This window comes from Synechococcus sp. BO 8801, from assembly GCF_002252675.1.
Lineage (GTDB): Bacteria > Cyanobacteriota > Cyanobacteriia > PCC-6307 > Cyanobiaceae > Cyanobium.
The window spans coordinates 68659-94452 of sequence record NZ_NQKY01000011.1; the positions used below are offsets into that span (position 1 = coordinate 68659).

The following is a 25794-nucleotide window of genomic DNA, read 5'->3' on the forward strand; positions in this document are numbered from 1 at the left end:
CCCATCAGAGCGCTACACCATCGATGTCAGATACCCCTTTGCCAGATCACCAGCCGGAAATGGAGCAGGAGGACATTCCGGATGGACGTTGGCAACGTCCCCCGCTTGAGCGTGAGAGCCCTTTGCGCAGTGGCTGGTCAGACAGTGGGCCGCAGGTGGGTGCCCGGCGTATCACCGAAACGGTGGAAGACACCATCCGAACGGCCTATCAGGTCATTGGGGAGAACTTTCGCCAGGGTCATGACGCCGCCGAGCGCTACAGCCAGCAGACGACCCGTGGCGCAACCGATGCCTCCCGCGACCTGGGCGCCCTGACCAGTCGCATGATCCAGTTGGGACGCGACATGGCCAATACCTATTTTGATGCCATGGATATCCTCTTGCAGGAGGTTGATCAGCGTCGCGGGGATCGTGAACGCCCGCAGGAGCGGCGGGATTCTGCTGCGGGCCCTGGAGTCGACGATGCCGGCGAGTCCCGTTAATGCAGGCCGTGGTGCTTGTGGTGCGTGGGGTCCATGACCAGAACGATCCAGCCACTGCTTGAGGCCTATGGAAAGCTGATTCGCGAGTATGTGGATCGCTATCTCACGAGCCAGCCCCGGGCTCCCTATCTCCATGACCTCCTGGCCGATTATCCGAGCCGTGGCGGCAAGATGATGCGGCCGTGCATCTGCATGGCCAATGCGCGGGCCTTTGGGGGACGGCTGGAAGATGCCATTCCCTTCGCCGGCGCGGTGGAGATTCTCCACAATGCCCTGCTCATTCATGACGACATCCAGGATGAAAGCGTGGAGCGTCGAGGCCTTCCCACCTTGCATGCCCTGCATGGTGTGCCGCTGGCGATCAACGCCGGCGATGCCATGTTGCTGATGGCCTTCGGCCCCCTGCTCGACCATGTCGGCAGTCGCGGCGGCACATTTGCCCGCAGGATTCTTGACGTGACGCGACGGATGGCCAGGGAAACGGCGGAAGGGCAGGCGCTGGATATCGGCTGGAGGCAGGACCATCGCCATGACATCACCACGGCTGACTATCTCACCATGGTGCTGAAGAAGACGGCGTGGATGGCCACCATCTGGCCGGCCCAGGTGGGGATGCTGCTCGGAACCCATGGCCTGGTGGATCCAGATGCCGTTGTCCGCTTCGGTTTCTTTCTCGGTGCCACCTTCCAGATCCAGGATGATCTGCTGAACTTCTCCTCTGAAGCTTCCTACGGCAAAGAGCCGCGGGGGGATCTGTTCGAAGCGAAGCACACCCTGCTGTTGATTCATGCCCGTGACCAATGCAATGCGAGTGAACGCCAGCAGCTCGACCACTTCATGAATCTGCGGCGCGAGGAGCGCACCGCTGAAGCCGTGGCCTGGCTTGCGGATCTCATGGTCAGCAAGGGTTCCCTTGACTATGCACGCATGGTGGCGGAGTCCCTGGCGGGTGCCGCGCGCCACGAATTCACCAGGGCCTATGGCCACCTGCCGGAGTCTGAGGATAAGGACTTCATCGAGGACCTGGTTCCTTGGGTGTTCAACCGGGCAACCTGATGCCGGCTTTTCCTGGCAGCGGTGTCGTCCATCCTGGCGGTCGCGTGCTGCTCTACGGCGCCACCGGGTTCAGCGGCCGGCTGCTGACCCGGTGCTTTCTGGAGCAGGGGATCGATGTGGTGCTGGCGGGCCGGAATGAAGCCAGGCTGGCGGAGTTGGCTAGCCGATGGAACCTGGATTTCCGTGCGTTTTGCCTCGATGATCCTGCGCAGATCGAGGCTTCCCTCGACACGATTCAGGTGGTGCTGCATGCGGCTGGTCCGTTTACGCGCACGGCGCTGCCGATGATCGCCGCCTGTATTCGCACCGGCACCCACTATCTCGATCTGACCGGGGAATGGCCCGTGTTTCAGCTGGCGATGGATCAGGGTGAGCGCGCCGCCGACAACGGCGTGATGCTGATGCCGGGGATCGGCTTTTCGATCGTGGCGTCGGATTGTCTCCTGGCGATGGCCCGGGCCCGGTTTCCTGAGGCGGTGGCTCTGCGTCTGGCCCTTTCCGCCCCTGATGTGATGTCACGGGGCACGTTCCGCAGCCTGATGGGACTCACCAGCTCCACCGTGATGGTGCGCAGGAACGGGACTCCCACCGGCTTGCCTGCGGGGTCGCTGTCGCGCTGCTTCGACTTCGGCGCCGGCTTGCGGAAGGCGGTCGCCGTCACCTGGCCGGATGTCTTCATCAGCCAGGTCACCGATGGCATCGCCACCCTGGAGGTGTATGCCCAGGCCGATTGGCCCGTTCAGTTCGCCTACCGGGCCGGCTCCAGCATGGCCCCGCTGCACCAGTCGGCCCTCGGCCAGCGGCTGCTGGATCTTCTCAGTCAAGGTTGGCCCGAGGCCCCTTCCGCAACGCAACGGCAGCGCTCCGGCTTCACCCTTGTGGTGGAAGCGGAGGATCGCTGGCGACGCTGCCGCTCCCTCCGCATCCAGACGCCGGATGGCTATACCGTCACCGGTGCGACGGCAACGGCGATCGTCGGGCGTGTCCTCAAGGGCCATGTGGCTCCGGGTTTTCAGTCGCCCGCGCACCTCTACGGAGGTTCGCTGCTGGAGGACGTGGGTTGTGTTCTCCCACTAGGGTGAGCCGACGCGTATCGGGACCAGCCGCACCTGCATTCGTGAACGATCTTCCCTATCTCGATAATCCACTGGATGGCCAGCAGGAGGCACCCCCTTACCTGTTCACGGGCATTCAGTCGCACTACTTCAAGCTCAAGGCCGAGGCCGGCGCCCTGGAGAGCTTCTGCGCACGCTATCTGAACCCGGCATCCAACTCATTCACCTACTGGCCGCTGTCCTCCCTGCCGCTGGTGGGTGCCGGCTTTGGACAGCCTTTTGTTGTCCTTGGGGTCCTTTTCTATCCAGACATGCGGTCTGGCAGCTTCCACCCTGAGCGCTCCACCCGCCAGCACGAAGTCTTTTTCTCCTTCCCCGTTCTGCGCTTCAACAACGGATTCCCAGACAAGATCTGCTGGGTCTACCCCTTCATCTGTGTAGACAACATCCGTTCGGCGATCACGGGTCGAGAAGTGATCGGGCTGTCCAAGCTTGTGGGCCGATTCGATTGTCTGGACTCCCGCCCGTCTGGTTCACCTCACCCCCCGTCCCGCGACTCCCTCTCCGGAGAGCTGTTCGGTGACGATACGGACTCGATGGGGATCAGTGTCCCCACCTACCTGCGCTACGGCCGTGACAGCCATGAGCACATGCTGCCCATCATCCGCATCCAGGCGGACCCCAAGTTCCAGCCTGAGGGCCTGCTCGGCGAGATGGCGTCTGACCTGCAGGACTCACCGGTCCTCGACCGCGCCGCAGCCGAGGCACGGGCTGGCTTCGGACTGCCATGGCCCGCCCCTGACGCGGCCAGCGCGGGAGCTTTCCTGAGCCGAATCGAAGAGTTGATCCATGGATTCACCTTTCTGACTCCGAAGCTGGCCATCAACAGCCTCAAGCAGACGAGGAGCAGTGTTGATCCCGCCTATTCAGACCATCAGGCCCTGCTGGAGACGGTCTGGCAGTCGGAGAACGTTCGCCAACTCCGATTCTGGGAACTCGGCCACTTCCGAATCCAGATCTTCAACTATGCGGGCCTGCCCCTGGCTAACCAGCTCGGTCTGGGGGAATACAAGCGCGATGGTGATTTCATCGAACTGGAAGGTCTGGGCTCCAGCTATTCCCTCAGTACCGATCTGCGTATGGTGAGCTCCTCCGTTCTGGCGGAGGCGAATGGTGCTGCGCCTACGGCTGGCAGCACCCTGCTCCGTGATCTCACCACCATCCCCATGGCCTGCCTGTCCCTGACGGCCGACATGGCGGATGCCTCGATCCAGTGGGCCGGCTTGTCCGTTTCTCTGGCGCGACAGGCCCTTGGCCTGAAGCGCTGAGTGGCAACCTGCAGGCGCGTTACTGCGCGGATCCGCCGATCCGTTCCCGGGCGTAGAGCTGTTTCTTCTCGTTGATCATGGTCTCGAAGCTTGTGGCCCCCTGGGCCCTGGCCATGGCCAGGGCCTGATCCAGGGCCTCCATCACGGTGGGTTCGTCATGGCCCATGGCTCTGGCGATCACGTCCGCTTTGCGGACATGGACCAGGGGCATGAAGTAGGCCTCACCTGAGCGTCTGACCGCCTCCTCCGCTGCCTGAATGGTCGCGAAGGCCTCGGGCGCCGAGCCAGCCAGGGAGTGGAGCGTCGCAATTTCCGCCAGTCGATAACCCTCCAGTGTCATCACACCCAGGCGCTGCTGTTCTCGCATGCCTTCCATCGCGATCGCCAGGGCCTCGCCCCCGGGCTCGGCCTGGCCTGCCTGCGCCAGGGCGACCCCTTTGTACACCTTGGCAATGGCGCGCCAGGTCAGGTAGCCATAGGCATCGGAGATCCTCAGGATGGAATCGCTGACGGCGATGGCCTCCAAGTAGCGGCCCTGCAGCACCAGAATCAACAGTTCATGGCTCAGCGTGTAGACCGTTTCGTAGTTCCTGCCCAGGCGTTCCGCATGCCGCCGCGCCTGTTCGAGGGTGGCGGCCACCTGATCCGGATCGCCGCAGGCCTGCTCCACCATGGCGAGGGCCGTGAGTGAGCCGGTCATCGGATCATGGGTGGAGGGAAAACTGAGATCCCAGCCCTCGTGCAGATGGTAAAGGTCAATGCTTTCGCTCAGATGCTGGCGCGCCAGGGCCATCGATCCCTTGACGTAATGGACGTAGCCGATGGAGAAATGGGCTTCGATGCCATGGATGGGATCCCTGCCCTGGTTCCATAGCTGGATGCACTGGCCTGCCGAGCGCTCGGCGTTGTCCAGATCGCAGGAGACGATGTGGAAATTGCAGATTCCCCGCAGGATCGCAAACGACGACTGGCTGTCCTCCAGTCGCTCTGCCAACGATCGGGACTCCTCCAGAATCTGGCCCACTTCGGGCGCCGAGTAGCTGCGGGATCCCGCCAGGCTCATGGCCAGGCCCAGCAGCAGCATCAGCTCCAGGGAGGCGGGCAGACCCTCCGGTCGGCAGGCGTCGTGGCGCAGCAGATCCAGGGCCGTCTGGAAATGCTGCACGGCTTCTTCATGGGAGGCCATTTCAGCGGATCGACGCCCCGCACTGATCCAGTGGGGGATGGCCTGCTCGAAGGAACCGGCGCGGGTGAAGTGATGGGCCAGCAGCTGGGGTTCCGCGTCGATGAGCTCATGAAACTGAGCCGAGAGTGTCGTGGCGATCTGTTCGTGAAGGGTCTGTCGCTCCCGCTTCAGCATCGTTTCGTAGGCCGTATCACGAATCAGCGCATGTTTGAATTCATAGGCCTCACCGGCGGTCTGATCAGAGAACTGCAGCAGCCCGGAAATCAGCAGATCATCCATCTGCTCGCGCAACACCGCCTCCGGTTCGCTGGAGACGGCCTCCAGAAGTTCGTAGGTGAAGCTTCTGCCGATGACCGCCGCGATACTGGCCAGCCTTCGGGCCGGCCCGAGTCGATCGAGGCGGGCGGCCAGGGAGTCCTGCAGCGTTTCCGGGATGGGGTCGGTGCCATCACCGCCGCTGGAGCCGTTGGCACGCAGCTGCTCGAGCATCGATTTCGTCGTTTCCTCCACGAACAGGGGAATCCCATCGCAGCGTTCGACGATGCGCCTGGTCAGCTGGGGAGAGAGGGCTTCATCGGCGTTCAGGCAGGAGCAGATCAGTTCGGAGGCGGCGCGGTCCAGTCGCTTGAGGTTGAGATGGACGCCGCTGTCGCCCGATGGCCAGGGCGGCTTGAATTCGGGCCTCGCCGTGGCCAGAACCATCAAGGGCTGCCGATGGGCTGCGGTGATCAGACGATCGAGCAGCTCCAGGGTTGTGGGATCGATCCAGTGGAGATCTTCCACGACGATCAGGCTCGGCTGACCATCGCTCCAGGCCTGGATCATCGCCAGCAGGGTGTCCAGTCGAATCTGGCGTTTCTTCTCGGGGGTCAGTCCGTCCAGCGCTGATCGGTCCCCACCGCGCAGGCCGATGAGATCGGCCAGAACCTCCAGGCCGCTGGCTTCCGTGGCGCCATAGCGCTCCATCATCCGGGCCAGCTTCTCGTGGCGGCTCTCATCGGGTTCGCCCTTCTCGAAGCCGGCGGCCTTGTTGATCTGCTCGGCGATGGGATGCAGGGTGCTTTCCCTGGTGTTCGGGCCGCAGTACCAGCTCATCTGACGATGGCCCTGATCCAGCAGGGATCGCTTCAGTTCACCGACGAGGTGGGACTTGCCGATGCCGGCTTCCCCCTGGAGCAGCACCAGCTGGCCCTGCCCTGCAGAGGCGGTCTGCCATGTCTTCCGCAGCAGCTCCATCTCCTGCTGGCGGCCGATCAGCGGCAGATCGCTCGTTTTCCAGCGGGCCTGGGAACGGCAGGAGACGTCGGTTTCCTCCAGCACCGCATAGACCTGCATGGCTTGATTGAAGCCCTTCAGTTCCTTTGAGCCCAGGCTCTGGTGATGGAACAACTCCCGTGTGATCCGATGCGTGCTCTCCGACACCAGGATCTGGTTGGGCCCGGCTTCCGATTGCAGCCTGGCGGCCAGATTCGGGGTTTTCCCCATCATCAGCCCGGCCTTGTGGGGCGTTTCGATATCGCGGATGCTGGTGGCCACCACGGATCCCGTGGCGATGCCGATGCGGCAGCGCAGGGGGTCGCAGGTGGGCGACGGGAGGCGCCGGATCGCTTCCCGCAGCCGCAGACCGGCCCTGACGGCATTGGGGGCCGCTTCTTCCGAGGCATCGGGATAGCCGAAGTACGCCAGAATGCCATCACCCAGATACTGGGCCATGTAGCCACTGTGTGAGGACACAATGTCATCACAAATGGCATAGTAAGACTCGACCAACTCCATCAGCTCCTCGGGGTCGAGTTGCTCCGCCAAGGTTGTGGAGTTGACCAGGTCACAGAACAGCACGGTGACCTGACGCAGTTCCGGTGGACGCTTGACAGGTTTCACGCTTGTGCCCATCGCTGGTTCATCGCCGATTCATTGAAGATTCGTCGCTTGGCCCGGGCCTGCGGCCAACGCTGAAACGTGCCGATTGCTGGCGGCGATCTTAGCCTTTGTGAACTTTTTCCGTGGGCGTTCTGTCATTTCCGGCCACCCGGAATCGGGCGTCACCACGGGTTCGTCAAGGTTCCAGCAGCCCCCTCCGCCGCAGCGGTTCGAGATTCGCCAGTCGCAGCCCCTCGGCCGTCTGGACGATGGTTCCCCGGGAGCGGAACTGGGTGAGGATCCGGGAGGTGGTGCCCCGGGCCAGGCCGGCGATGGTGGCGATCTCCGTCTGCTTCAGGTCGGGAATCGGGGCGAGCGGATCGTTTCCATAGCCGCTGCAGAAGGCCAGCTCCAGCAGGGTGGCCAGGACACGGGTGGAGGCATCCTCGCCCCGCAGGCTGAAGCGCCGCCCCAGGCAGAGCAGTCGTCGTGCCTGCAGCCGGGCCATCTCCAAGGCGAAGTCCGTTGAGCGATCCAGTTCGTCCTGAACCGTTTTCCAGCGCAGTTTCACCACCTCGAGCGGGGTGAGCGCCACCACATCGGCGGAGCGTCGACTGTTCCCGAGCAGCATCGCCAGCTCACCGAACATTTCTCCGGCGCCCATCAGCGCGATCACCACTTCCTCCCCCTGCAGGGTGAAGCGCCGGACCTTGACCACTCCCGAGCGGATCAGGAACAAGCCATCGTTCCAGTCGCCCTCGAAGACCAGCTGATGCTGCGCCGGCACCTGCAGGGTCCTGTGCTCGCCGAGAAGGCTCTCCAGCTGCTTGATCTCAAGGCCCGCGAACAGCGGGAAGGACCTCAACTCACTGGCCTCGAAGCCCCCCATCACCCTCCGACGGCGACGCCACCATCCCATGGTTTGCCTGGGTTGTCATCCAGGTGACAGCTGGGTGGCACCGATCTCCCGCCTGGAGGCGATGGGGATCAACACACGCCGGGAGCGATCCCCGGACAGTGGCGCCATTGCGTGGGCTCGCCTGTCATGTCCTCCCTCGTCCTCCATGCGCGGCGCCGGTGGCCCGTGCCCGCTGGGACGCCTGGGTGGGTCGGTTGCTGCTGGCCGGAACTGCTCGCCCTGGTGGTCGCCGGCTCGTCGGGCCAGGCCACCGCGTGGTGGCTTCTGCTGCCCTCCCTGATCCGGCTGAGCTGGTGCTCGGCCGAACTCCTCCATGGGGCCGGCCACGGGCTGCTGCGGGCCATGGTCGACAGCGACGGCGCCGCCCTGGCCGTGGTCAACCTCCTGGAGCATCGCTCCCCTGGCGAGACCCTCCGGAGCCTGGCGCCCCTGGGTCCGATCGGTCCGGCCGACGGCGGGGTGCGATCGCTGCCCTGGGTGGCCGTCGGTGACCCGACGCCCTGGCGGGTGCGACTGAAGGCCAGCGGCGGACTGCTGTTCAACCTGCTGGCCCTCGCCCTGGCCTGGGGCGTCCTGGTGGCCTTGCCCGCCGACGGCTCCGCCCCGGTCCGGGCCCTGCTGGTCAGCGTGGCGGCGGCCAACGGCGCGCTGCTGCTGGCCTCACGCAGCGACTGGCAGGCGATCGGCAGCGGCCGGGCCGCCTGCTTCCACTGCGGCCATTTCGGCTTCATCAGTGCGGACGATCCGGCGGCACGGGGGGAGCTGTTGTCGCCGCCTGCGATCGAGCGCTTCCGGGCCATGGGCCTGGAGATGGAAACCCGGGGAGCCCCCGCGGGAGCCGGTCTGGTGCTGGTGCGCGATCGGAAGGGCCGGATCGGCTTCGTCGGGCACGGGATGGCCAACGGCAAGCGCGGCCACCTCACCCGATCGCTGGAGCGCGGCCTTCGCCGTGCCGGACACCGGGCCCTGCGGACGGGCCGACGAACGCTGCCTTCCGGGCTGATCGCGGCCTGGCATTACGGCTCCGGCTCCAGCGGCGCCCCCGGCAACCTGGCGTCCCACTGGCACCAATGGTCCCCGCCCCAGCGCCGCCGTCTCTGGTCCAGGCGGCAGGGACGCTGGGTGAGTGACTGGCAGGCGGTGCAGCACCGCATCGCCCACGACGGCAGCTTTGAAGGCTTCACCCTGTTCGGCACCGAGGCGGACGTCAACGAACTGGGGGCCTGGCTGGCGGTTGCCCTCTGCTGCGGCCATCCGGCGGCCGGCGCCTCGACGACGATGGCCGGACTGATGGATCTGCTGATCTGCCAGGGCGACTGGTTCGCCTCCGTGCGACTGGCTTCCCTCCGCCTTCTGGCGGAGCCCGCCACCGCCCCGGCCACCGACGCGTTCGGGCCCTGGGCCACGGGCTTCGAAGCCGCCTTCCAGGATCAGATCGCCTCCCGCCCGGACGCCGGCCTCGATCACCCCGGGGTGCTCGAGGAGCTGACGCTGCGGATCCAGCAGCGGCTGGAGGCCGATCCCCGGCTGCGGCGTTACAGCTCCGCGCGGACGCAACGCTGGATCCGCGCGGCCATCGGCGCGTTCCTGCACAACGATCCCTTCGCCGCGGCCCGCCAGTTCATGGCCTGCGGCCGGGGCCGCTTCGGGCTGGTCGTGATCTCCTCGACCTGGCCCGACCGGCTTGTGCTCTGCAGCCAGGGGCAGCCGATCAGCATCGGCTTCGATGGACCCGGCGCCACGGCCCTCTACGCCTCCGAACCGGCCGCGGTGGAGACCGTGCTGGCGGGCCGGCCCGGCTGCCACCGCATCGATCTGGATCCCATCGCCGGCGAGATCGCCCTTCTGTCCCCCACGGACCTCACCATCCACTCCCTGTCGCAGGAACGGGAGCTGACCCTGGAGGAGATCCGTCGCCGCCGCCAACTCTGCAGTGAGGGCCATGGGTCAGCGGGGGCCCCATCCAGGCAGGGCCGCCAGCGCCTGGACCCGGTCGGCGCGGACCTGGCGGCCATCCCCGGCCTGCTGTCCAGGATCCAGGACGACTGGATCAATCCCCGCTCGGCCAATCGCGCCAGCGCCAAGGCCCTGGCCCGGTTGCTGATCGGCACGGCGACGCGACGGCATGACAAGCAGGCATCGCTCGGCCGTGAGGGGCTGGATCCGGCCCTGGCCCGGTCCAGCCATGTGGACCTCCTGGTCACCGGCATCGAGAACAACCTCTGGCTGGGTGCCCACTTCGCACGGGATCTGGAACGGCTCATGCCCTTGCTGCATGTGAGCACGCTCTCCGCCAGCTGCGTGCTCCAGCAGCTGCACCGCGACCCATCGTCCCTGAATCTGTCCCGCCGGTCGATCGTGCTGGTGCTCAGCGATTCCGGCCAGAGCACCCCCTGCCGGCAGGTGCTGGACGCCTGCGATCGGCTGGTGAGCGAGGCCGCGATCCAGGACGTGTTCCTGGTCATCGGTGATCCGGCCAGCCTCCCGGGGGCTTCGTCGCTGGCCCCCGACGGCCCCGACGGCCCCGGCAGCCCCGAGGCCCCCGACCAGGCCTTCCGCCATCGCCTGTTCACCACGGCCGCGGGACGCCGCAGCTCCGAAGCGGCCACCGCCACGGTGGCCGCCATGCACCAGACCCTCACCGAGCTGCTGTTCTGCCTCTGCCGCCAGGTCCAGCAGGCCTTCCCGGAGCAGCGCCCCCTGGGACTGCGGCTGCGACCCGAGGCCCTGCTGGCCCTGGAGACCATGGAGGACCAGCTCCTGGTCAACGATGTCCGCGAGATCATCGGTGCCGATGAAGGGGGGCAGCCCCTCACCAGCGCCGTCTCCCGTCAGCTGGTGCAGGAGGGACGGCAATGGGCCTGGCATGTCCTGGAGACCCCGACCGCCTGGCTGATCCACGCGCTCTACGTCCTGGGCAGCCTGGGATGGGGGACGCCGCTGTTCCGGGGCGTCACCCTGGCCCTGTTGCCACTGCTCGGCCTTGCCGAAGGCCACGGGATGGGGGCCCTGTTGCTGGCCCTGAGCCTGCCCGCCGACGTGGCCCTCTACGTCCTGGGTCCCTGGTGCTGGACCCTGGGCCTGAGGTTCCTGCAGGGGCGCCAGCTCCCGGCCCGTACCGGCCGGCGCACCCTGGTGATCGGGGAGGCCGAGGGGCTGCACCAGTTGCTCAGCAACTACGTCAGCAAGCTCTTCGCCCTGAGCTATGGCCTCACGGCCCTCGATGTGCATGGCACTGATCCGATCGATTCCCTGCTGCATGGCTATGGCCATCGGCTGGTGCGCGGCACGCTGCTGTTCCTGGGCGTCCCGGACGGCCGCTGCAGCCAAAGGCAACGTGCCCACGCCGATGCGGTGATCCAGGCGGCACGGCAGGCCGATGGCCTCCGCCACCTGGGCGCCGGCCCCGACATCGTCGCCCTGAGTTCCGATCCCTGCATCACCGCCGAGCGCTTTCATGCGGCCCTGGTGATCCCCAGCCCGATCCATGGGGGCTGCGGCAACGGCATCCGCCTCCCCAGCGACGATGGCATCGAAGCGATCCGGGAATCCCGCTTCGGATCCCTCCGGCGGTTGCTGGCCGCCTATGTGTTCTTCCATGCCATGGCCCGCCGGGTGGCCATGTTCCCGGGGCTGGGCTTTGACTGGTGGACCTCCCAGAGCCGTCCGAAGCCGTTGACGGCCACCCCGCCGAAGGCCCGCGCGGCTGGGCACGCCAGGGCTGGGTCGGTGGCGGCTGCGTCGGTGGTGATCGAGCCACTTGTGCGCGCCAGGCTGGTGCATCAGCACCGCCGCTGATGACTCACGGGCGTGTTCAGGGCCTGGCCATCGGCCTGTCACCTTGGTGACAGCCAGCCACCATCAACAGGACAGGAGGGCGTGATCGCGGGTCCAGGTCTTTTTGATCGTCCTCTTCACACTCGGGGGGCCCTTCACGGACAGGACCATGACGGCAGGTGGCATCAGAACACGGTTCTGGATTGACATGAGCCTGGAGTGTGTTCGCAGAGATCACACCAATTCCCTGTCCTCCGGTGACCAGAGGGGACCCTTTCTCACGGCTCGGGCCCTCGGGATGGCCCTGGCGGCTCTGCATGACGTCAGGGCCGTGGTCGCCGGCTCCGCCACCAAGCTGCTCAGCCTTCCCATCCCCGCCGGCCTGCTCCCGTTTCCCAGCCATAAGGAGAGGGATCTGGCCGCCGCTGCCGCCTGTCACCAGGTGCTCCGGCTGCGCTATCCCAACCAGGCCTCCATGCTGGAGCCGGCCTGGATCAACTGGCTCGACTACTTCGAGATGGGCCCTGCCAGGACGCCGGTGGAGATGGCCGGCAGGGCCTACGGCACGGCCGTCCATCAGTTCGGCATGGACGACATGAACAAGGCGCGCGCCGCTTACACGCCTGACGGCACGCCCTACAACCACAAGGCGCCACCCACCCAGCCGACCCAGGGTTTTCTGGGTGGCGTCTGGGGAAGCGCCACACCCCTGGCCGCGGTCCGGGTGATGGACTTTCCGCCGCCGCCCGGTCGCCTCGGCGCCGACACCGTCACCTCCACCCAGCACTATCGCGATGACTTCGGCAGAGTTGCGGCCAAGGGTGAGATCAACCGCGCCCCCGGCGACCCGGCCTTCCGGACCCTCGCCGAAGAGGTCATCGGCATCGCCTGGGGGTACGACGGCCCCCAGGAGCTCGGAACCCCACCCCGCCTCTACCTGCAGGTGGTGCTGACCGTTCTTGACTCCATCGAGGAACGCAATCCCGGCCAGCTCGAGGAGCTGGATGAACTGGGTGTCATCGCTGGCGCGGCCGTGGCCATGGCCGATGCGGGCATCGATGCGTGGCACTACAAATACGCTCCGACCCACATGATGTGGCGCCCGGCGGTGGGGATCCGCGAGGCCGTTGCCGGCAACGGGGTCGCCGACCCCAACTGGCTGCCCCTGGGGCGTCCGGACACCAACGGCGCCGGCACGGGGCTGACGCCCGATTTCCCCGCCTACCCCTCCGGCCATGCCACCTTCGGGGCGGCCGCCTTCCAGCTGCTGCGGCTGTTCCTGGTGGAGAGGGGTGTCAGCAGCTTCGATCTCGGCGGCAGCGGCCTGGATGATGTGCGCTTCGAATTCGTCTCCGATGAGTTCGATGGCCGCAACATCGATCCCCGCACGCAGCGGCCGCGGGAACTTCTCACCCTGAGTTACGACAATCTCTGGCAGGCGATGGTGGATAACTCGCTGAGCCGGGTCTACCTGGGTGTGCACTGGCAATTCGATGGCATCACCAGCCGCCTTCCAGGTACCAGCGAAGACATCTTTGGTGTTCCTCCCACTCCCAGGGAGCTGGGCCATACCGGTGGCGTCTGGCTTGGTGCCCAGATCGCCAATCAGCTGGCGATGAAACTCGACATCTCGAGGGCCACGATCGCCGCCTCCGGGATCCTCTGAGCCCCCGGGCGCGAAGGAGGCCAGCGCGCCGCCTCGGGCCTCAGCCCTTGGGCGTTCTGGCCAGATAATCCTCCTGAAGGATGTACATGCGTTTGACGTCCCGGTACTGGCCTTCGATGAAGAATTCGCCCACCAGATGGCCCTCTTCGACGAAGCCGCACTGCTGATAGAGGTGCAGGGCCTTTTCGTTGTCGACCGCCACGGACAGGTAGATCTTGTGGAGATTCAGGATGGTGAAGGAGTAGTCGAGGGCCTTGTGGATGCAGAACCTGGCGTAGCCCTTGCCCTGGTGCGCCGGGGCGATGATGATCTGGAATTCCGCCCGGCGGTGGATGTAGTCGATCTCGATCAGCTCCACCAGGCCGATCAGCTCCCTGGCCCCGTTCTCTGCGCCCCGATTCTCGACGACAAAGCGGCGCTCGGCATTGTCGTGGATGTGGCGGTTGTAGAGCTCCTCAAGCTCATCGAACGACTCGTAGGGCTCTTCGAACCAGTAGGCCATCACGCTGCGGTTGTTGACCTGGTCGTGGATGAACCGCAGATCCCCCCGCTCCAGGGCCCGCAGGGTCAGCTCCGCTCTCGCCACCGGATTCCAGATCGTCCTGCACAGACGGTAGGGCTGCACTGCAGGATGGCAGTCGCAGCGATCTGAGCTCCGCCGCCGTGACCAGCCCCACCCCAGGCGAGAGCCCGGCCGTTCCCCCCTGCCCCCGGGCCCGGCCGGAGGTGGAGACCCTCACCGCCTACAGCGCCCCCCTGGAGGGGCGCCGCGGCCTGCTGCGGCTTGACTTCAACGAGAACACCGTCGGGCCCAGCCCACGGGTGGTGGAGGCGATCCGCGCCATCCCGGCCGATCATTACGCCATCTATCCGGAGTACGACGGCCTGCGGGAGGCGGTGGTGCGCTCCCTCGGGGGCCGGGGCCTGACGCCGGCCCACATCGGCCTGTTCAACGGCGTGGACGCGGCCATCCATGCCGTCTTCCAGGCCTTCGGCTCGCCGGGCGACCGGTTGCTGACCACCAGCCCCACCTTCGGCTACTACACGCCCTGTGCCCGTATGCAGGGCATGGCGATCGAGGCCATCCCTTACCGCCTGCCGGATTTCGGCTTCCCGCTCGAGGCGATCCGGGCGGCTCTGGAGGCCCCGGCAGCGGCGGCGGGCGCCCCACGGATCCTGCTGATCTGCAACCCCAACAACCCCACCGGCACCCGGCTGGCGCCCGAGCGGATCCTGGAGCTGGCGGCGGCGGCGCCGGACACCCTGGTGGTGGTCGATGAGCTCTACGAGGCCTTCACGGGTGACAGCGTGCTGCCCGTTGCCGATTTCGCCGCGGCCCCCAACCTGCTGGTGCTGCGCTCCCTGGCCAAGACGGCCGGCCTGGCGGGCCTGCGCATCGGCTTCGCCATCGGCGCGCCGGCGCTGGTGGAGCGGGTGGGCCGGGTCTGCGGGCCTTACGACATCAACAGCTTCGCGGTCACCGCCGCCCATGCCGCCCTGGCCGACCAGGCCTATGTGGACGCCTATGTGGCCGAGGTGCTGCGGGCCCGCGACCAGCTCCTGAGCCAGTTGCGCCAGGCGGGTGTGCGCCACCATGCCGCCGGCGGCAACTACCTGCTGCTCTGGCCCCGCCGTTCCGCGGAGGCGGTGGAGGCCGACCTGCGCCAGGCCGGCATCCTCGTGCGATCGATGGCCGGCAAGCCGCTGATCGACGGCTCCCTGCGGGTCAGCCTCGGCACCGGTGAGCAGATGGAGCGCTTCTGGGAGGCCTACCGCCGCATCGACGGGCTGGGGTGAGGCGCGCGTGCCGGTGCCGGCCTCAGCGCATCACCTCCACCACCACCCCATCCCCGAGGGGCGGCACCACCGAGATGGTGCGGCCGCTGCGGCGCACCGTGGCCCCCACCATCGCCTTCAGGAACGGCTCCACCGACCCCTGGTCGCAGCCGGCGGGGGGCTTGCCGGTGGTGTACTGCACCGGAATCACCCGACGGGCCTGCAGCTCCCGGGCCACCTCGGCCGCCTCCTGGCCGGTGTAGACCTTGCCGCCGCCGCCCACGCCGATGATCAGCACATCGGGGCGTCCCAGCAGCACCCGGTCGGCGGGGCCGAGGCGGCCGGCGGTGCCACCGAGGTGGGCGATGTCGAGGCCGCCCTGGCGCCAGCGCCAGAGGGTGGCGTTGCCGAAGCGGCGGCCGCCCACCCGGTCGTGGGGGGCGGCGATGCCCTCGATCTGCAGACCGGCCAGCCGGTAGGAGCCCGGCTTCACCAGGAACTTGCCGCTGGCCACCTGGGCGCCCTCATCCTTGAGCAGGCTGCTGGCCAGGATCACATCGGCGCTGACGCGGGGCACGGGCAGGCCGGCGGCGCACCCCACGGCCTGGAACGGGTTGACCAGCACCCGGGCGCCACCCCCCTGGATCATCAGGGCGCTGTGGCCCAGGTGGGTGATCGAGACGCCGCCGCCCTTCTGGGCCAGGGCCGGCATCGGCAGGGTGAGTCCGGCCGCCAGGGCCAGACCCGCACCCAGACGCAGGGCCGTGGTGGTGGTGCGACGCAACGCTGTCGCGGATCCGGTCAGCGCTGTCGCGGACCGGCTGGTGGGGTCAACCATGGAGTCGCGTCTGGCCCCACCGGGCCCGGGATGTGGCGCGAAACTAGCAGTGGGAGGCCAGGCGCAGGAAATTGGCCAGCAGCTGGTGACCGGCCTGGGTGAGCACGCTCTCCGGATGGAACTGCACCCCCTGCAGGTGCTGGTGCTCCCGGTGCTGCAGGCCCATGATCGTGCCGTCCTCCAGCCAGGCGGTGATCTCCAGGCAGTCGGGCAGGGTCTCCCGCTCGGCGATCAGGCTGTGGTAGCGGGTGGCGGTGAGGGGCTCGGGCAGGCCTTCAAACACCCCGGCGCCCCGGTGGTGCACCGGAGAGGTCTTGCCGTGCATCAGCTCGCCGGCCCGCACCACCCGCCCGCCGAACACCTGGGCCAGGCACTGGTGCCCCAGGCACACCCCCAGCACGGGCACGGTGGGTCCCAGGTCCCGCAGCACCTCCAGGCAGACCCCGGCCTGGTCCGGGTCGCCGGGGCCGGGGGAGATCAGGATCGCCGCCGGGTCGAGGGCCCGGATCTGCTCCAGGTCGAGGGCGTCGTTGCGTTCCACCCGCACCGTGGCGGCGAGGGGGTGGTCGGCGGCCAGTTCACCCAGGTACTGGACCAGGTTGAAGGTGAAGCTGTCGTAGTTGTCGAGGACCAGGAGCATGGGGACGGTCTAGACGCCGAGGCGGATCAGCAGGGGGGGCACGAGCAGCAGCAGGGCGATCAGCAGCGACGAGAGGGCGGCGACGAGCACGGCAGCGGCGGCGCAGTCCTTGGCGATGCGGGCCAGGGGGTGGAACTGGCGGCCGATGGCGAGGTCCACCACCGCCTCGGTGGCGGTGTTGAGCAGCTCCAGCACCAGCACCGCCGCCACCGTGAGCACCAGCACCGCCAGGCGGTCAGCGGCCAGCCGCAGCCACAGCCCCAGGCCGAACACCACGGCCCCCGTGAACACATGGATACGGAAGTTGCGCTGGCTGGCGAAGCCGTAGGCCAGGCCCTGGGCGGCGTAGCGGAAGCTCGCCGGCAGGTCGCCCGCCACCTTCCACGCCCCCACCCGCAGGCGCCTGCCGCGGCGATGCACGTCGTTGGTCACGTCGCTGGTCACTTCGCGGAGGGCCGGCGGATGTTCCTCTGGAACGAGCATCGGCATCGCACCGCCGTTGGAGGGACAAGCGGCACCCTACCGCCGATGACCGCTGGGAACAGCCCCTGTCAGGAGGGGGACGCCGCCAGCAGGGCCGTCTGCCGGGCCAGCATCGCCTCCAGGCTGTCGTCATCGGGGTGATCCCAGCCCAGCAGGTGCAGCAGGCCATGGCTGGCCAGGAACAGCAGCTCCTCCTCCAGGCCGTGGCCGGCCGCCTCGGCCTGCCGCCGGGCCGTGTCGAGGGAGATGACGATGTCGCCCAGCTCCAGCCACTCCGGCTCCGCCCCCGGCGGGGCCGGCGGCGCCTCCTCCTGGGCGGCGAAGGCCAGCACGTCGGTGGGGCCGCTGTGCTGGCGCCAGGCCTGGTTGAGCTCGGCGATCGTGGCGTCGTCCGTGAGCTCCAGCCCCAGGCTGTAGCCCTCGGCGCGCAGGGGGGCCGGCAGCTCCGGCCGCAGCTGGGCCAGCCAGGCGCCCAGGTGGGAGCACCAGAGCGCCTCGGCCCCGGCGGGGTCCGCCAGGGGCTCCGGGGGCATGGCGTCACCGGCAGCCCCGGACTCCAGGCTGAAGGCCAGGTCGATCTCCGGCGCCGCCCCTGGGCTGGTCATCCGGGCAGGCTGGGCCGACCCAGCCAGGCGATCAGCAGCAGGAAGCCGCTCAGGCCCAGGGCGGTGAGGCCGAAGTGCAGCAGGCTCTGGCGGCCCTTGCGCACCATGTTGCGCATGGCCAGCTTCACGAAGCTGGGGTTCTCCCCTTGGGCGCCAGGGGCGGCGGCGGTGGGCTGGGGGCTGGGGCGCTCGGGCATGGGGGGCGCTGCGGAAGGGATCAGGCGGCCGCGTCGGCGGCGATCTCCACACCCTGGCGCAGCAGCGACTGGATGAAGGGATCCAGATCCCCGTCCATCACCCCCTGCACGTCGGTGGTCTCCTGGGCCGTGCGCAGGTCCTTGACCATCTGGTACGGGTGGAACACGTAGTTGCGGATCTGGTTGCCCCAGGCCGCCTCGACGATGTCGCCGCGGATGTCGGCGATCTCGGCCGCCCGCTGCTCCTGGGCGATCACCAGCAGCTTGGCCATCAGCAGGGCCATGGCCTTCTCCTTGTTCTGGAGCTGGGAGCGCTCCTGGGTGCAGCGCACCGCCAGGCCCGTGGGGATGTGCAGGATCCGCACGGCCGTCTCCACCTTGTTGACGTTCTGGCCGCCGGCGCCGCCGGAGCGGGAGGTGGTGACCTCCAGGTCCTTCTCGGGGATGTCGAGCTTGACGTCCTCCTCGAGCTTGGGCATCACCTCCACGCCGGCGAAGCTGGTCTGGCGCTTGTCGTTGGCGTTGAACGGCGAGATCCGCACCAGCCGGTGGGTGCCCTTCTCGTTGCGCAGGTAGCCGTAGGCGTAGCGGCCGTCAATCTCGATGGTGCAGCTCTTGATGCCCGCCTCCTCCCCTTCCGAGAGCTCGTCCACGGTCACCTTCATGCCGTGGTCCTCGGCCCAGCGGGTGTACATCCGCATCAGCATCAGGGCCCAGTCCTGGGCGTCGGTGCCGCCGGCACCGGCATTGATCGAGATCACCGCCCCCTCCTTGTCGTAGGGGCCGCTCAGCAGGCGCTCCAGCTCCCAGCGGTCGAGGGCCCCCTTGAGGCTCTGCAGGCCGCCGTTGGCCTCGCTGAGGAGCTCCTCATCGGGCTCCAGGTCGTACAGCTCCAGGGTGGCGCGGGCATCGTCGATCGCCGCCTGCCACTGCAGCAGCTGCTCCAGCTGGGCCTTCACCTCATCCAGATGGCGCATCTGCTTCTGGGCCTGCTGCTGGTCGTCCCAGAAGCCGGGCTGGGAGGCGAGCTGTTCCAGGTCCCGCTGGCGGGCTTTCAGGGCCGGTACGTCAAAGACAGTCCTGGGCATGGCCCAGGCGGTCGGTGAGCTCGGAGAGGTCGCGCTTGAAGTCGGTGAGATCCAGCAAGGGGAAGCGAATCCGGCGATGGCTCGACCCTATCAGCGCCCCGCCTCCGGTCGCCCCGGCGGCTGGGGGGAGCGGGGCAGGCGGATCAGGGCGTCCGCGAGCAGCAGCAGCCGACTGGCGATCAGCAGCTGGGTGCGGTCGCCCTGGGGCGCCGCCGTCGACTCCGGCAGCGCCGCGCTCAGCAGGTCCCGGCAGCGGCCCAGGTCCGCCACCGCGTCAGGGGCGTCCCGTCCCTGCACCAGCGCCTCGATCCGGGTCCGGCCGTCGTCCAGCAGCCGCGGGACCAGCCCGGGCGGCACCCAGGCCGCCGGGGCCGCCTCCTTGAGCAGCAGGCCGAGATCCCGCGCCGCGCTCATCACCGTGCTGCCGTGCTGCAGCTGCTGCTGGGCCCGCAGCACCGCCTCGTCCGGCTGGCCGTGGATCAGCGTCCGCTCGGCCGCCAGCTGGGGCAAGCGGCGGCGCAGGCCATTGCGGCGCTCCCGCAGGGCGGCGAACGCCTCCTCCGGCTCAGGACTGTCCGGCAGTCGCTCCAGCAGGCAGGCCAGATCGAGCAGCCAGCCGTCACAGGAGGCCTGCCAGGCGCTGGAGGACCGCTGGCTGTAGATGTGGCGCGACACCAGCACCCCGATGATCACGCCCAGGATCGTCATCACCATCCGCCAGAACACGTAGTGCCACCAGGCGTCGCCGTGGTTCATCAGGCTGCCCGCCACCATGTGCCCGCCCACCACGAAGCCGCTGGTCAGGCCGGCGGCGAAGCCGAACAGCCGCACCAGGGTCAGTCCCAGGAACACCCCGAGGGCGCTCGACAGGCCGCCCAGGACCCCCGCGGCGATCACCACGGCAAGCAGTCCCAGCAGGGTGCCGATGATCCGCTCGCGCCCGGCCAGCACGCCGCCGCCGAGGTCGGTCTCGAGAATGATCAGGACCCCCAGGGCCAGAAACAGGCCCTCCGGCAGCGCCAGGTGGTGGCAGGCGGCCACCACCAGCGCCAGGACCGCCCCGTTGCGCACGATTACGGCCGATCGCCCCGGCGCTGTCATGGCGCTGCCGCCAGGCTCCGCAGCCGCAGCAGGGCCTCGCGGCAGGCCTCGGCGTCGATGGAGCGCAGCACGGCCGGCACCCGGACCATGGCGACGGCGTGGCGCAGCGCCTGCTCAAGCGCCTCATGCCGCTGCTGCATCCCGTCACTCGCCAGGCCGTGGGCCTGGGGGCTGCGCAGCACCGTGCTGCGCACGGCGCAGTGGGCGCCGTAGGCGCTGATCAATTCCTCCTCCCCGTCGTGGGAGGTTCCAGCCAGCAGGGCTTCGATCCGGCCCAGCAGACCCCGCTCGCTGTCCTCCAGGCGCTGCAGCGGTGAGCGGAACCAGAACAGGCGTTCGACGGCCATGCCCAGCAGCAGCCCCAGCAGGTGCCAGCCGGTCCTGTCGATGACGTACCAGCCCCCCATCCGCTCGTGGGCGGGAACCGCCAGGATCAGCACGGTCATGATCACCGCGTTCATCAGCGTGGCCGGACTCAGCCCCAGCCGGCGTCCCAGCAGCTGGATGAGGACGTAGCCGACCCCGATGGCGAGCCAGTTGTGCAGGGCCTGGGTGAGCAGCACCACCACGGCGCCCCCGAACACGGTGCCCACGATCCGCGCCCAGGCCGCCTCCCGCGACGCCTCCGGTGTGGGCAGCAGGCTCCGGGCGGCGCCATAGACCACATAGAAACCGTCGACCGCGTTGACGTCCGGTCCGGCCGCCGCGTGGATGCCGGCCGCGAGGAAACCGGCGAACCCCACCTGCAGAGCGTTGCGGATCTGCTGGGGCGAAGGGGGACGGGGGAGCATCGAGCCGACGGACCAGGCGCCGCCGGGAGATCAGGCCACAGGATGCCGGGCCTGCGCGGATCGGCACGGGCGGGTCTGGTGGGGCATGGCCGATCCCCTTAAGCTGCGCCACGACGCCCCACGAGTGACCGGATGGAGATCCCAGGAGTCCCCCCAGAGCAATCCGGGCAGGACGCCGTGGAGGTGAAGCCGCCGGCCAAGGTGGAGATCTACACCTATCGATTCTCCCCCGACTGCATCCGGGCCAAGGGTCTGCTGGACCGGCTTGGGGTCACCTACAACGAATTCATCATCGACGACGACGAGATCAACAAGGAAGTGATGATGAAGCGCTCCGGCGGCCGCACCAGCGTTCCCCAGATCTTCATCGACGGCATCGCCATCGGCGGCTACGTCGAGCTCGCCAAGCTCAACACCTCCGGTGAGCTGGGCCCCATCCTGCGTCTGAGCGCGTGAGCCGCGATCGGGACGCCCAGCTGTTCGTGGTCGATCCGATCACGCGCCTGCGGCCGGCCAAGGACTCCAGCGTGGCCCTGATGCAGGCGGCCCAGCGGGCTGGCCTGGCGGTGTGGGTCTGCACCCAGGCCGATCTCTCCAGTGCCGCCGCGGACGACGGCCGCCACCGGCCCCGGGCCTGGGCCCAGCCGGTGCGACTGGCCCCGATGGCCGCCACCGCCGAGGGCTGGAGCGTGCCCGATCCCTGGGTCGAGGCCGACGAGCCCCGTGACATGCCGCTGGATCACTTCCGCTGGATCTGGATGCGCAAGGATCCGCCCGTCGACGAGGCCTACCTCTACGCCACCCAGTTGCTGGAGCTGGCCGAGCCCTTCGGGGTGCGGGTGCTCAACCGCCCGGCGGCCCTGCGGTCCTGGAACGAGAAGCTGGGCGCCCTGCGTTTCAGCCATCTGATGGCGCCGTCGCTGGTCAGCGCCCGGGTGGAGCAGCTGGCCGCCTTCGCCGCCGGCCACCAGGAGGTGGTGCTCAAGCCCCTGGCGGGGCGGGCCGGCCAGGGGGTGGTGCGGACCGCGGCTGCGGCCCCCGGCCTGCGGTCCCTGCTGGAGCTGGTCACCCTCCAGGAGACGCTGCCCGTGATGGTCCAGGCCTTTCTGCCCGCGGTCACTGCCGGCGACAAGCGGATCCTGCTGGTTGACGGGGAGCCCCTCGGCGCCGTGAACCGGGTGCCGAAGGCGGGGGACTTCCGCAGCAACCTGGCCCTGGGGGGCGCCCCCGTCGCCGCCGACCTGACCGACGCCGAGCGGCGCATCTGCGATGCGCTGGCGCCGGTGCTGCGGGCCGAGGGGCTGTTCTTCGTCGGCATCGACGTCATCGACGGCCGGCTCAGCGAGATCAACGTCACCAGTCCCACCGGCGTGCGGGAAGTGGAACGGCTGGGCCGCAAGCCTCTGGCCGATCAGGTGATCGAGCGCCTGCTGGCCGGCTGAGGGGGGCCCTGCTCAGCCGAAGCCGGCCGCCAGCGGCAGGTTGAGCTGCTGCTGCAGCACCCCGAGCTTGAGCGCCACCTCCTGCAGCTCCCGCTCGGGGTGGGAGCCCCGCACCAGCCCCGCCCCGGCGGTCAGCTCCAGCTGCCGCCCCCGCAGGGTGCCGCTGCGGATCGCCACCCGCAGGTCCGTGTCGCCTTCGGTGTCGATCCAGCCGATCGGGGCGGCGTAGTGCCCCCGCTCGAACGGCTCCAGGCTGCGCAGCCAGGCCATCGCCTCGCGCCGGGGCAGGCCCGCCACCGCCGGGGTGGGGTGGAGGGCTTCGGCCAGGGTCAGCGGGGCCTGACCGCGCAGCGACGCCGTGATCGGGGTGTGCAGATGGACCAGGGAGCCGTGGCGGGCCAGCCGCGGCCGCCGCGGCCGCCGCGGATCGAGGCCCGCCTTCTGCAGCACGGCGGTGATCGTCTCCACCACCAGCTCGTGTTCGTGGCGGTCCTTGCGCGACTGGAGCAGGAGATCGGCCGGCTCCCCCAGCGGCGCGGTGCCTGCCAGGGCATCACTGCGCAGCTGGCCCTGCCGCAGGGTGAGCAGCCGTTCCGGCGAGGCCCCCACCAGCGCTTCCCGCTCCGAGCGCTGCCAGAGGAAGCGGCAGCTGCCGGGCTGGCTGCGGCGCAGGTGCGACAGCAGGCTGAGGGGATCGAGGGGACCATCGAGCAACAGCTGCTGGCGCACCGCCAGCACCAGCTTCTGCAGCTCGCCCCGCTCCACCAGCTCCAGGGCCCGGTCAAGGGCGGAGCGGTAGCCCGCGTGCCAGTGGGAGCCATGGGCGATGCCCACCGGGGTGCCCCGGCCCGCCACGGAAGGGCCGCGCCCGACCAGGGCCTCGAGCCGCTGGCGGGCGTCCCAGAGTTCCTCGGCCACGCTGCGGGCCGTGACGTCGCCCCCCAGGCTGCGCTGCAGCCGCAGCCAGCAGTGGCGGCCCTGGCGGCTCAGCTGCCAGGTGGGCAGGACCGCCTGCACCCCCGCGGCCCCGGTGCCGGGATGCAGGGGGCTCTCGAAGAAGGCGAAGGCCAGCAGCACCCGGGGCCGGGCTAGGGCTGGACAGGGGGCCGGTTCGTGGGCCAGGCGGCTGAGGCTGAGGCTGCTGAAGCGCTGGGCCAGCTCAAAGCGCCGCGGACCGCTCAGCTCCAGGCTGTTGCACTGGCCGGCGGCGGCGATGCTGAGCCCCGGCGCACCGTCCCAGAGGAAGCGGAAGTCGCCGCCCGTGCCCAGGTGGGTCAGGGCCACGAGGGGGTCGAGGGCGGCCATCGGCAGGGCCAGGCTGAGCACTCCCTCCTCCTCCAGACGCCGGCTGGCGGCGGTGGCTGCCGAGAGCAGCGCGGAGAAGGTGGCAGGGGCCTGCACCAAGGGGCCGCGGGACCGGGGCGGAAGGCTGCTCAAATGTATGGGCCTTTCCCCGCCCAACGCCCGCGGCCCCCATGTCTGAGCCACAGGTCGTCGCAAGCCGTTACGCCGCGGGGGGTGGGGCCGCCTCTGGGGCCTCTTCCCGCGGCCGCCTCTGGCGGGCGGCGGTGAAGTGGCCCATGTACGCCGTGGCGGTGATGCCGGTGCTGCTGGCGGCGGGCTGGCGGCTGGGCCAGGGTCTGGGCCTGCGGCCCGGGCAGCTGCTGCTGTTCCTGCTGGCCGCCGTGCTGCTGCTGGCCTGGGAGAACCTCGCCAACGACGTCTTCGATGCCGACACCGGCGTCGACACCCACGGCAAGCCCCATTCGGTGGTCAACCTCACCGGCCGGCGCGACCGGGTGCTCGCTCTGGCCAATGGCTGTCTGGTGGTGGGGCTGGCCCTGATGACCCTGGTGGCGCTGCGCAGCAGCACCGCCGTGCTGCTGCTGGTGCTGCTCTGCTGCGGCCTGGGCTACCTGTATCAGGGGCCCCCGTTCCGCCTCGGCTACCGGGGCCTGGGGGAACCCCTCTGCTGGCTGGCCTTCGGCCCCTGCGCCACCGCCGCCGCCCTGCTGGCCCTGGCCCCGGCTGGTGAGGGGGCGGGCGGGGTGCCCTGGGGGCCCGCCCTGCTGCTGGGCAGCGGACCGGCCCTGGCCACCACCCTGGTGCTGTTCTGCTCCCATTTCCACCAGGTGGAGGAGGACGCCGCCCACGGCAAGCGCTCGCCGGTGGTGCGACTCGGCACCCAGCGCGCCGCCGGCCTGGTGCCCTGGTTCGTGGCCGCGGCCCTGGCGCTGCAGTGGGCGCCGGTGCTGCTGGGCTGGTGGCCCCTCACGGCCCTGCTGGGGGCCATCGGCCTGCCGCCGGCCCGGGCCCTGATCCGGCTCCTCGGCGAGGAGCACCACCAGCCCGAGCGCATCATCGGCAGCAAGTTCCTGGCCCTGCGCTTCCAGGCCTTCAACGGCCTCGGGCTCGCCTGCGGCCTGGCCCTGGGCCCCTGGCTGATGGCGCTGGCGGGCCGGTGAGCGCGGGCGCGGCCATCGGGGGCCCTGGAGGTCGGCTGGCCCTGCAGATCCGGCCCTTCGCCTTCCGGCTGCCCAGGCCGCTGCAGACGGCCGCGGGCGCGGTGGCGGCCAAGCGGGGTTGGCTGCTGCGGCTGCAGGGCCCCGACGGCGGCGTCGGCTGGGGGGACGGGCGCGGTGGCCGCCGCGCTGGAGGGCCTCGCCCCCGACCTGGAGCGGAACGATCTGGAGCGGCGCCTGCCGGCCCTGCCGCCCAGCCTTGCCTTCTCCCTGGGGGGCGCCCTGGCCGAGATCGACGCCGAGGTGGGGGCGGACGCCGGTGGCTGGCTGGCCGCTCCCCCATCGGCCTGGCTGCTCCCCGCCGGCGAGGCGATGCTCGACGGCCTGGAGCGGGGGCTGGACGGCGCAGCAGGCCCGCCCACCTTCAAGTGGAAGGTGGCGGCGGCGGCCGATGGGCTGGAGCGGCGCCTGCTGGAGCGGCTGCTGGAGCACCTGCCGCCCCACGGCCGCCTGCGGCTCGATGCCAACGGCGGCTGGGACCGGACCACCGCAGCCGCCTGGGCGGAGCGGCTGGGGCAGGAGCCGCGGCTGCAGTGGCTGGAGCAGCCCCTGGCCCCGGGCGACCAGGAGGGCCTTGAGGCGCTGGCCCTGGGGATTCCGGTGGCCCTGGATGAATCCCTGCGGCAGTGGCCCGAGCTGCGCCGGCGCTGGACGGGCTGGCAGGTGCGGCGTCCGTCCCAGGACGGGGACCCCCGGCCCCTGCTGGCCCAGCTGGGCCGGGGGGTGCCCCGGCTGATGGTCAGCACCGGCTTCGAGACCGGCATCGGCGCCCGCTGGACGGCCCACCTGGCGGCCCTGCAGTGGCGGGGCCCGACGCCGGTGGCCCCCGGCCTGGCGTCGGACTGGACGCCCGCCGGCCCCCTGTTTGATCCGGACCCCGAGCGGGTCTGGGCGGCGGCGGCCTGAGCCGGGGCCGGCGCTGGCGCCCCTCACCAGCCCTACCGTGCCCGAAAGCGCCGCCTGCCCGTGGCGCTCCGCCGAG

General features: G+C 69.4%; 23 protein-coding genes. 11 read left to right on the forward strand and 12 right to left on the reverse strand.

Translation table 11 applies throughout. The annotated features are described in order from the left end of the window. The first annotated feature begins 23 nt into the window (after positions 1-23). The 4 genes from CJZ86_RS09895 to CJZ86_RS09910 are packed head-to-tail and all read left to right on the forward strand — an operon-like array spanning position 24 to position 3921. Complete coding sequence (locus tag CJZ86_RS09895; RefSeq protein WP_143594121.1) at positions 24-482, forward strand: hypothetical protein; 459 nt, start codon at positions 24-26, stop codon at positions 480-482. 33 nt (positions 483-515) lie between these two features. Continuing rightward, a complete protein-coding gene (locus tag CJZ86_RS09900) occupies positions 516-1538 on the forward strand; it encodes a polyprenyl synthetase family protein (RefSeq protein WP_094585787.1) in 1023 nt (340 codons plus the stop codon). Further along, positions 1538-2620 carry a saccharopine dehydrogenase family protein gene (locus tag CJZ86_RS09905; RefSeq protein ID WP_094585788.1) on the forward strand — a complete coding sequence of 361 codons (1083 nt, stop codon included), beginning with the start codon at positions 1538-1540 and terminating at the stop codon, positions 2618-2620. The genes CJZ86_RS09900 and CJZ86_RS09905 overlap by 1 nt, the downstream gene beginning before the upstream one ends. A gap of 35 nt (positions 2621-2655) precedes the next feature. Further along, complete coding sequence (locus CJZ86_RS09910; protein ID WP_094585789.1) at positions 2656-3921, forward strand: hypothetical protein; 1266 nt, start codon at positions 2656-2658, stop codon at positions 3919-3921. Positions 3922-3940: 19 nt separating this feature from the next. On the opposite strand, the gene CJZ86_RS09915 is transcribed toward CJZ86_RS09910, so the two are convergent. Together CJZ86_RS09915 and CJZ86_RS09920 are read right to left on the reverse strand one after the other, a co-directional pair. Further along, positions 3941-7000 (reverse strand): adenylate/guanylate cyclase domain-containing protein, encoded by a 3060-nt coding sequence (locus CJZ86_RS09915; RefSeq protein WP_094585790.1) that lies wholly within the window; start codon positions 6998-7000, stop codon positions 3941-3943. 163 nt (positions 7001-7163) lie between these two features. After that, entirely contained in the window at positions 7164-7832 is a 669-nt protein-coding gene (locus tag CJZ86_RS09920) for a Crp/Fnr family transcriptional regulator (protein WP_233133955.1), read from the reverse strand. Between the two features lie 276 nt (positions 7833-8108). On the opposite strand from CJZ86_RS09920, the gene CJZ86_RS09925 reads away from it, so the two are divergent. Together CJZ86_RS09925 and CJZ86_RS09930 are read left to right on the forward strand one after the other, a co-directional pair. After that, a complete protein-coding gene (locus tag CJZ86_RS09925) occupies positions 8109-11684 on the forward strand; it encodes a hypothetical protein (RefSeq protein ID WP_094585792.1) in 3576 nt (1191 codons plus the stop codon). Between the two features lie 277 nt (positions 11685-11961). Next, a complete protein-coding gene (locus tag CJZ86_RS09930) occupies positions 11962-13329 on the forward strand; it encodes a vanadium-dependent haloperoxidase (protein WP_094585793.1) in 1368 nt (455 codons plus the stop codon). A gap of 40 nt (positions 13330-13369) precedes the next feature. Here the strand turns inward: CJZ86_RS09930 and speG are convergent, their stop codons facing one another. After that, positions 13370-13915 (reverse strand): spermidine N1-acetyltransferase, encoded by a 546-nt coding sequence (gene speG / locus CJZ86_RS09935; RefSeq protein WP_094585811.1) that lies wholly within the window; start codon positions 13913-13915, stop codon positions 13370-13372. 77 nt (positions 13916-13992) lie between these two features. On the opposite strand from speG, the gene CJZ86_RS09940 reads away from it, so the two are divergent. Next, positions 13993-15126 carry a pyridoxal phosphate-dependent aminotransferase gene (locus CJZ86_RS09940; RefSeq protein ID WP_094585794.1) on the forward strand — a complete coding sequence of 378 codons (1134 nt, stop codon included), beginning with the start codon at positions 13993-13995 and terminating at the stop codon, positions 15124-15126. 22 nt (positions 15127-15148) lie between these two features. Here CJZ86_RS09940 and CJZ86_RS09945 read toward each other — a convergent pair whose 3' ends face one another. The 8 genes from CJZ86_RS09945 to CJZ86_RS09980 form a co-directional block, all read right to left on the reverse strand. Beyond that, positions 15149-15943 (reverse strand): MBL fold metallo-hydrolase, encoded by a 795-nt coding sequence (locus CJZ86_RS09945; RefSeq protein ID WP_190610440.1) that lies wholly within the window; start codon positions 15941-15943, stop codon positions 15149-15151. Positions 15944-15986: 43 nt separating this feature from the next. Then, on the reverse strand, positions 15987-16583 hold the full coding sequence (locus tag CJZ86_RS09950) for an anthranilate synthase component II (RefSeq protein WP_094585796.1): 597 nt from the start codon (positions 16581-16583) through the stop codon (positions 15987-15989). A 9-nt stretch (positions 16584-16592) separates the two neighbouring features. Next, positions 16593-17066 (reverse strand): diacylglycerol kinase family protein, encoded by a 474-nt coding sequence (locus tag CJZ86_RS09955; RefSeq protein ID WP_094585812.1) that lies wholly within the window; start codon positions 17064-17066, stop codon positions 16593-16595. Between the two features lie 68 nt (positions 17067-17134). Continuing rightward, positions 17135-17671, reverse strand: coding sequence for an rRNA maturation RNase YbeY (gene ybeY / locus CJZ86_RS09960; protein ID WP_094585797.1), 537 nt, complete (start codon positions 17669-17671; stop codon positions 17135-17137). Next, positions 17668-17868: a DUF3285 domain-containing protein gene (locus CJZ86_RS09965; protein WP_094585798.1), complete on the reverse strand. Its 201-nt coding sequence runs from the start codon at positions 17866-17868 to the stop codon at positions 17668-17670. Before CJZ86_RS09965 ends, ybeY begins: the two co-directional genes overlap by 4 nt. 20 nt (positions 17869-17888) lie before the next feature. Then, positions 17889-19014 (reverse strand): peptide chain release factor 2 gene (gene prfB / locus CJZ86_RS09970; protein WP_143594123.1). Its coding sequence is split into 2 segments (ribosomal slippage): positions 17889-18938 and positions 18940-19014, totalling 1125 coding nucleotides; the frame shifts between segments, so codons are not numbered across the junction. A gap of 32 nt (positions 19015-19046) precedes the next feature. Beyond that, positions 19047-20027: an FUSC family protein gene (locus tag CJZ86_RS09975; protein WP_233133956.1), complete on the reverse strand. Its 981-nt coding sequence runs from the start codon at positions 20025-20027 to the stop codon at positions 19047-19049. Between the two features lie 26 nt (positions 20028-20053). Then, on the reverse strand, positions 20054-20848 hold the full coding sequence (locus tag CJZ86_RS09980; RefSeq protein ID WP_094585801.1) for an FUSC family protein: 795 nt from the start codon (positions 20846-20848) through the stop codon (positions 20054-20056). A 177-nt stretch (positions 20849-21025) separates the two neighbouring features. Here CJZ86_RS09980 and CJZ86_RS09985 point away from each other — a divergent pair, with 177 nt between their 5' ends. Both CJZ86_RS09985 and gshB read left to right on the forward strand, forming a co-directional pair. Beyond that, positions 21026-21304 (forward strand): glutaredoxin domain-containing protein, encoded by a 279-nt coding sequence (locus CJZ86_RS09985; protein ID WP_502690428.1) that lies wholly within the window; start codon positions 21026-21028, stop codon positions 21302-21304. Continuing rightward, complete coding sequence (gene gshB / locus CJZ86_RS09990) at positions 21301-22290, forward strand: glutathione synthase (RefSeq protein WP_094585803.1); 990 nt, start codon at positions 21301-21303, stop codon at positions 22288-22290. Before CJZ86_RS09985 ends, gshB begins: the two co-directional genes overlap by 4 nt. A 12-nt stretch (positions 22291-22302) precedes the next feature. Here gshB and CJZ86_RS09995 read toward each other — a convergent pair whose 3' ends face one another. Then, entirely contained in the window at positions 22303-23694 is a 1392-nt protein-coding gene (locus tag CJZ86_RS09995) for an isochorismate synthase (protein WP_094585804.1), read from the reverse strand. Positions 23695-23765: 71 nt separating this feature from the next. Between CJZ86_RS09995 and menA the strand changes: the two genes are divergently transcribed. Further along, positions 23766-24755, forward strand: coding sequence for a 2-carboxy-1,4-naphthoquinone phytyltransferase (gene menA / locus CJZ86_RS10000; RefSeq protein WP_094585805.1), 990 nt, complete (start codon positions 23766-23768; stop codon positions 24753-24755). Between the two features lie 174 nt (positions 24756-24929). After that, positions 24930-25718 (forward strand): enolase C-terminal domain-like protein, encoded by a 789-nt coding sequence (locus CJZ86_RS10005; RefSeq protein ID WP_353615220.1) that lies wholly within the window; start codon positions 24930-24932, stop codon positions 25716-25718. Positions 25719-25794 lie beyond the last annotated feature (76 nt).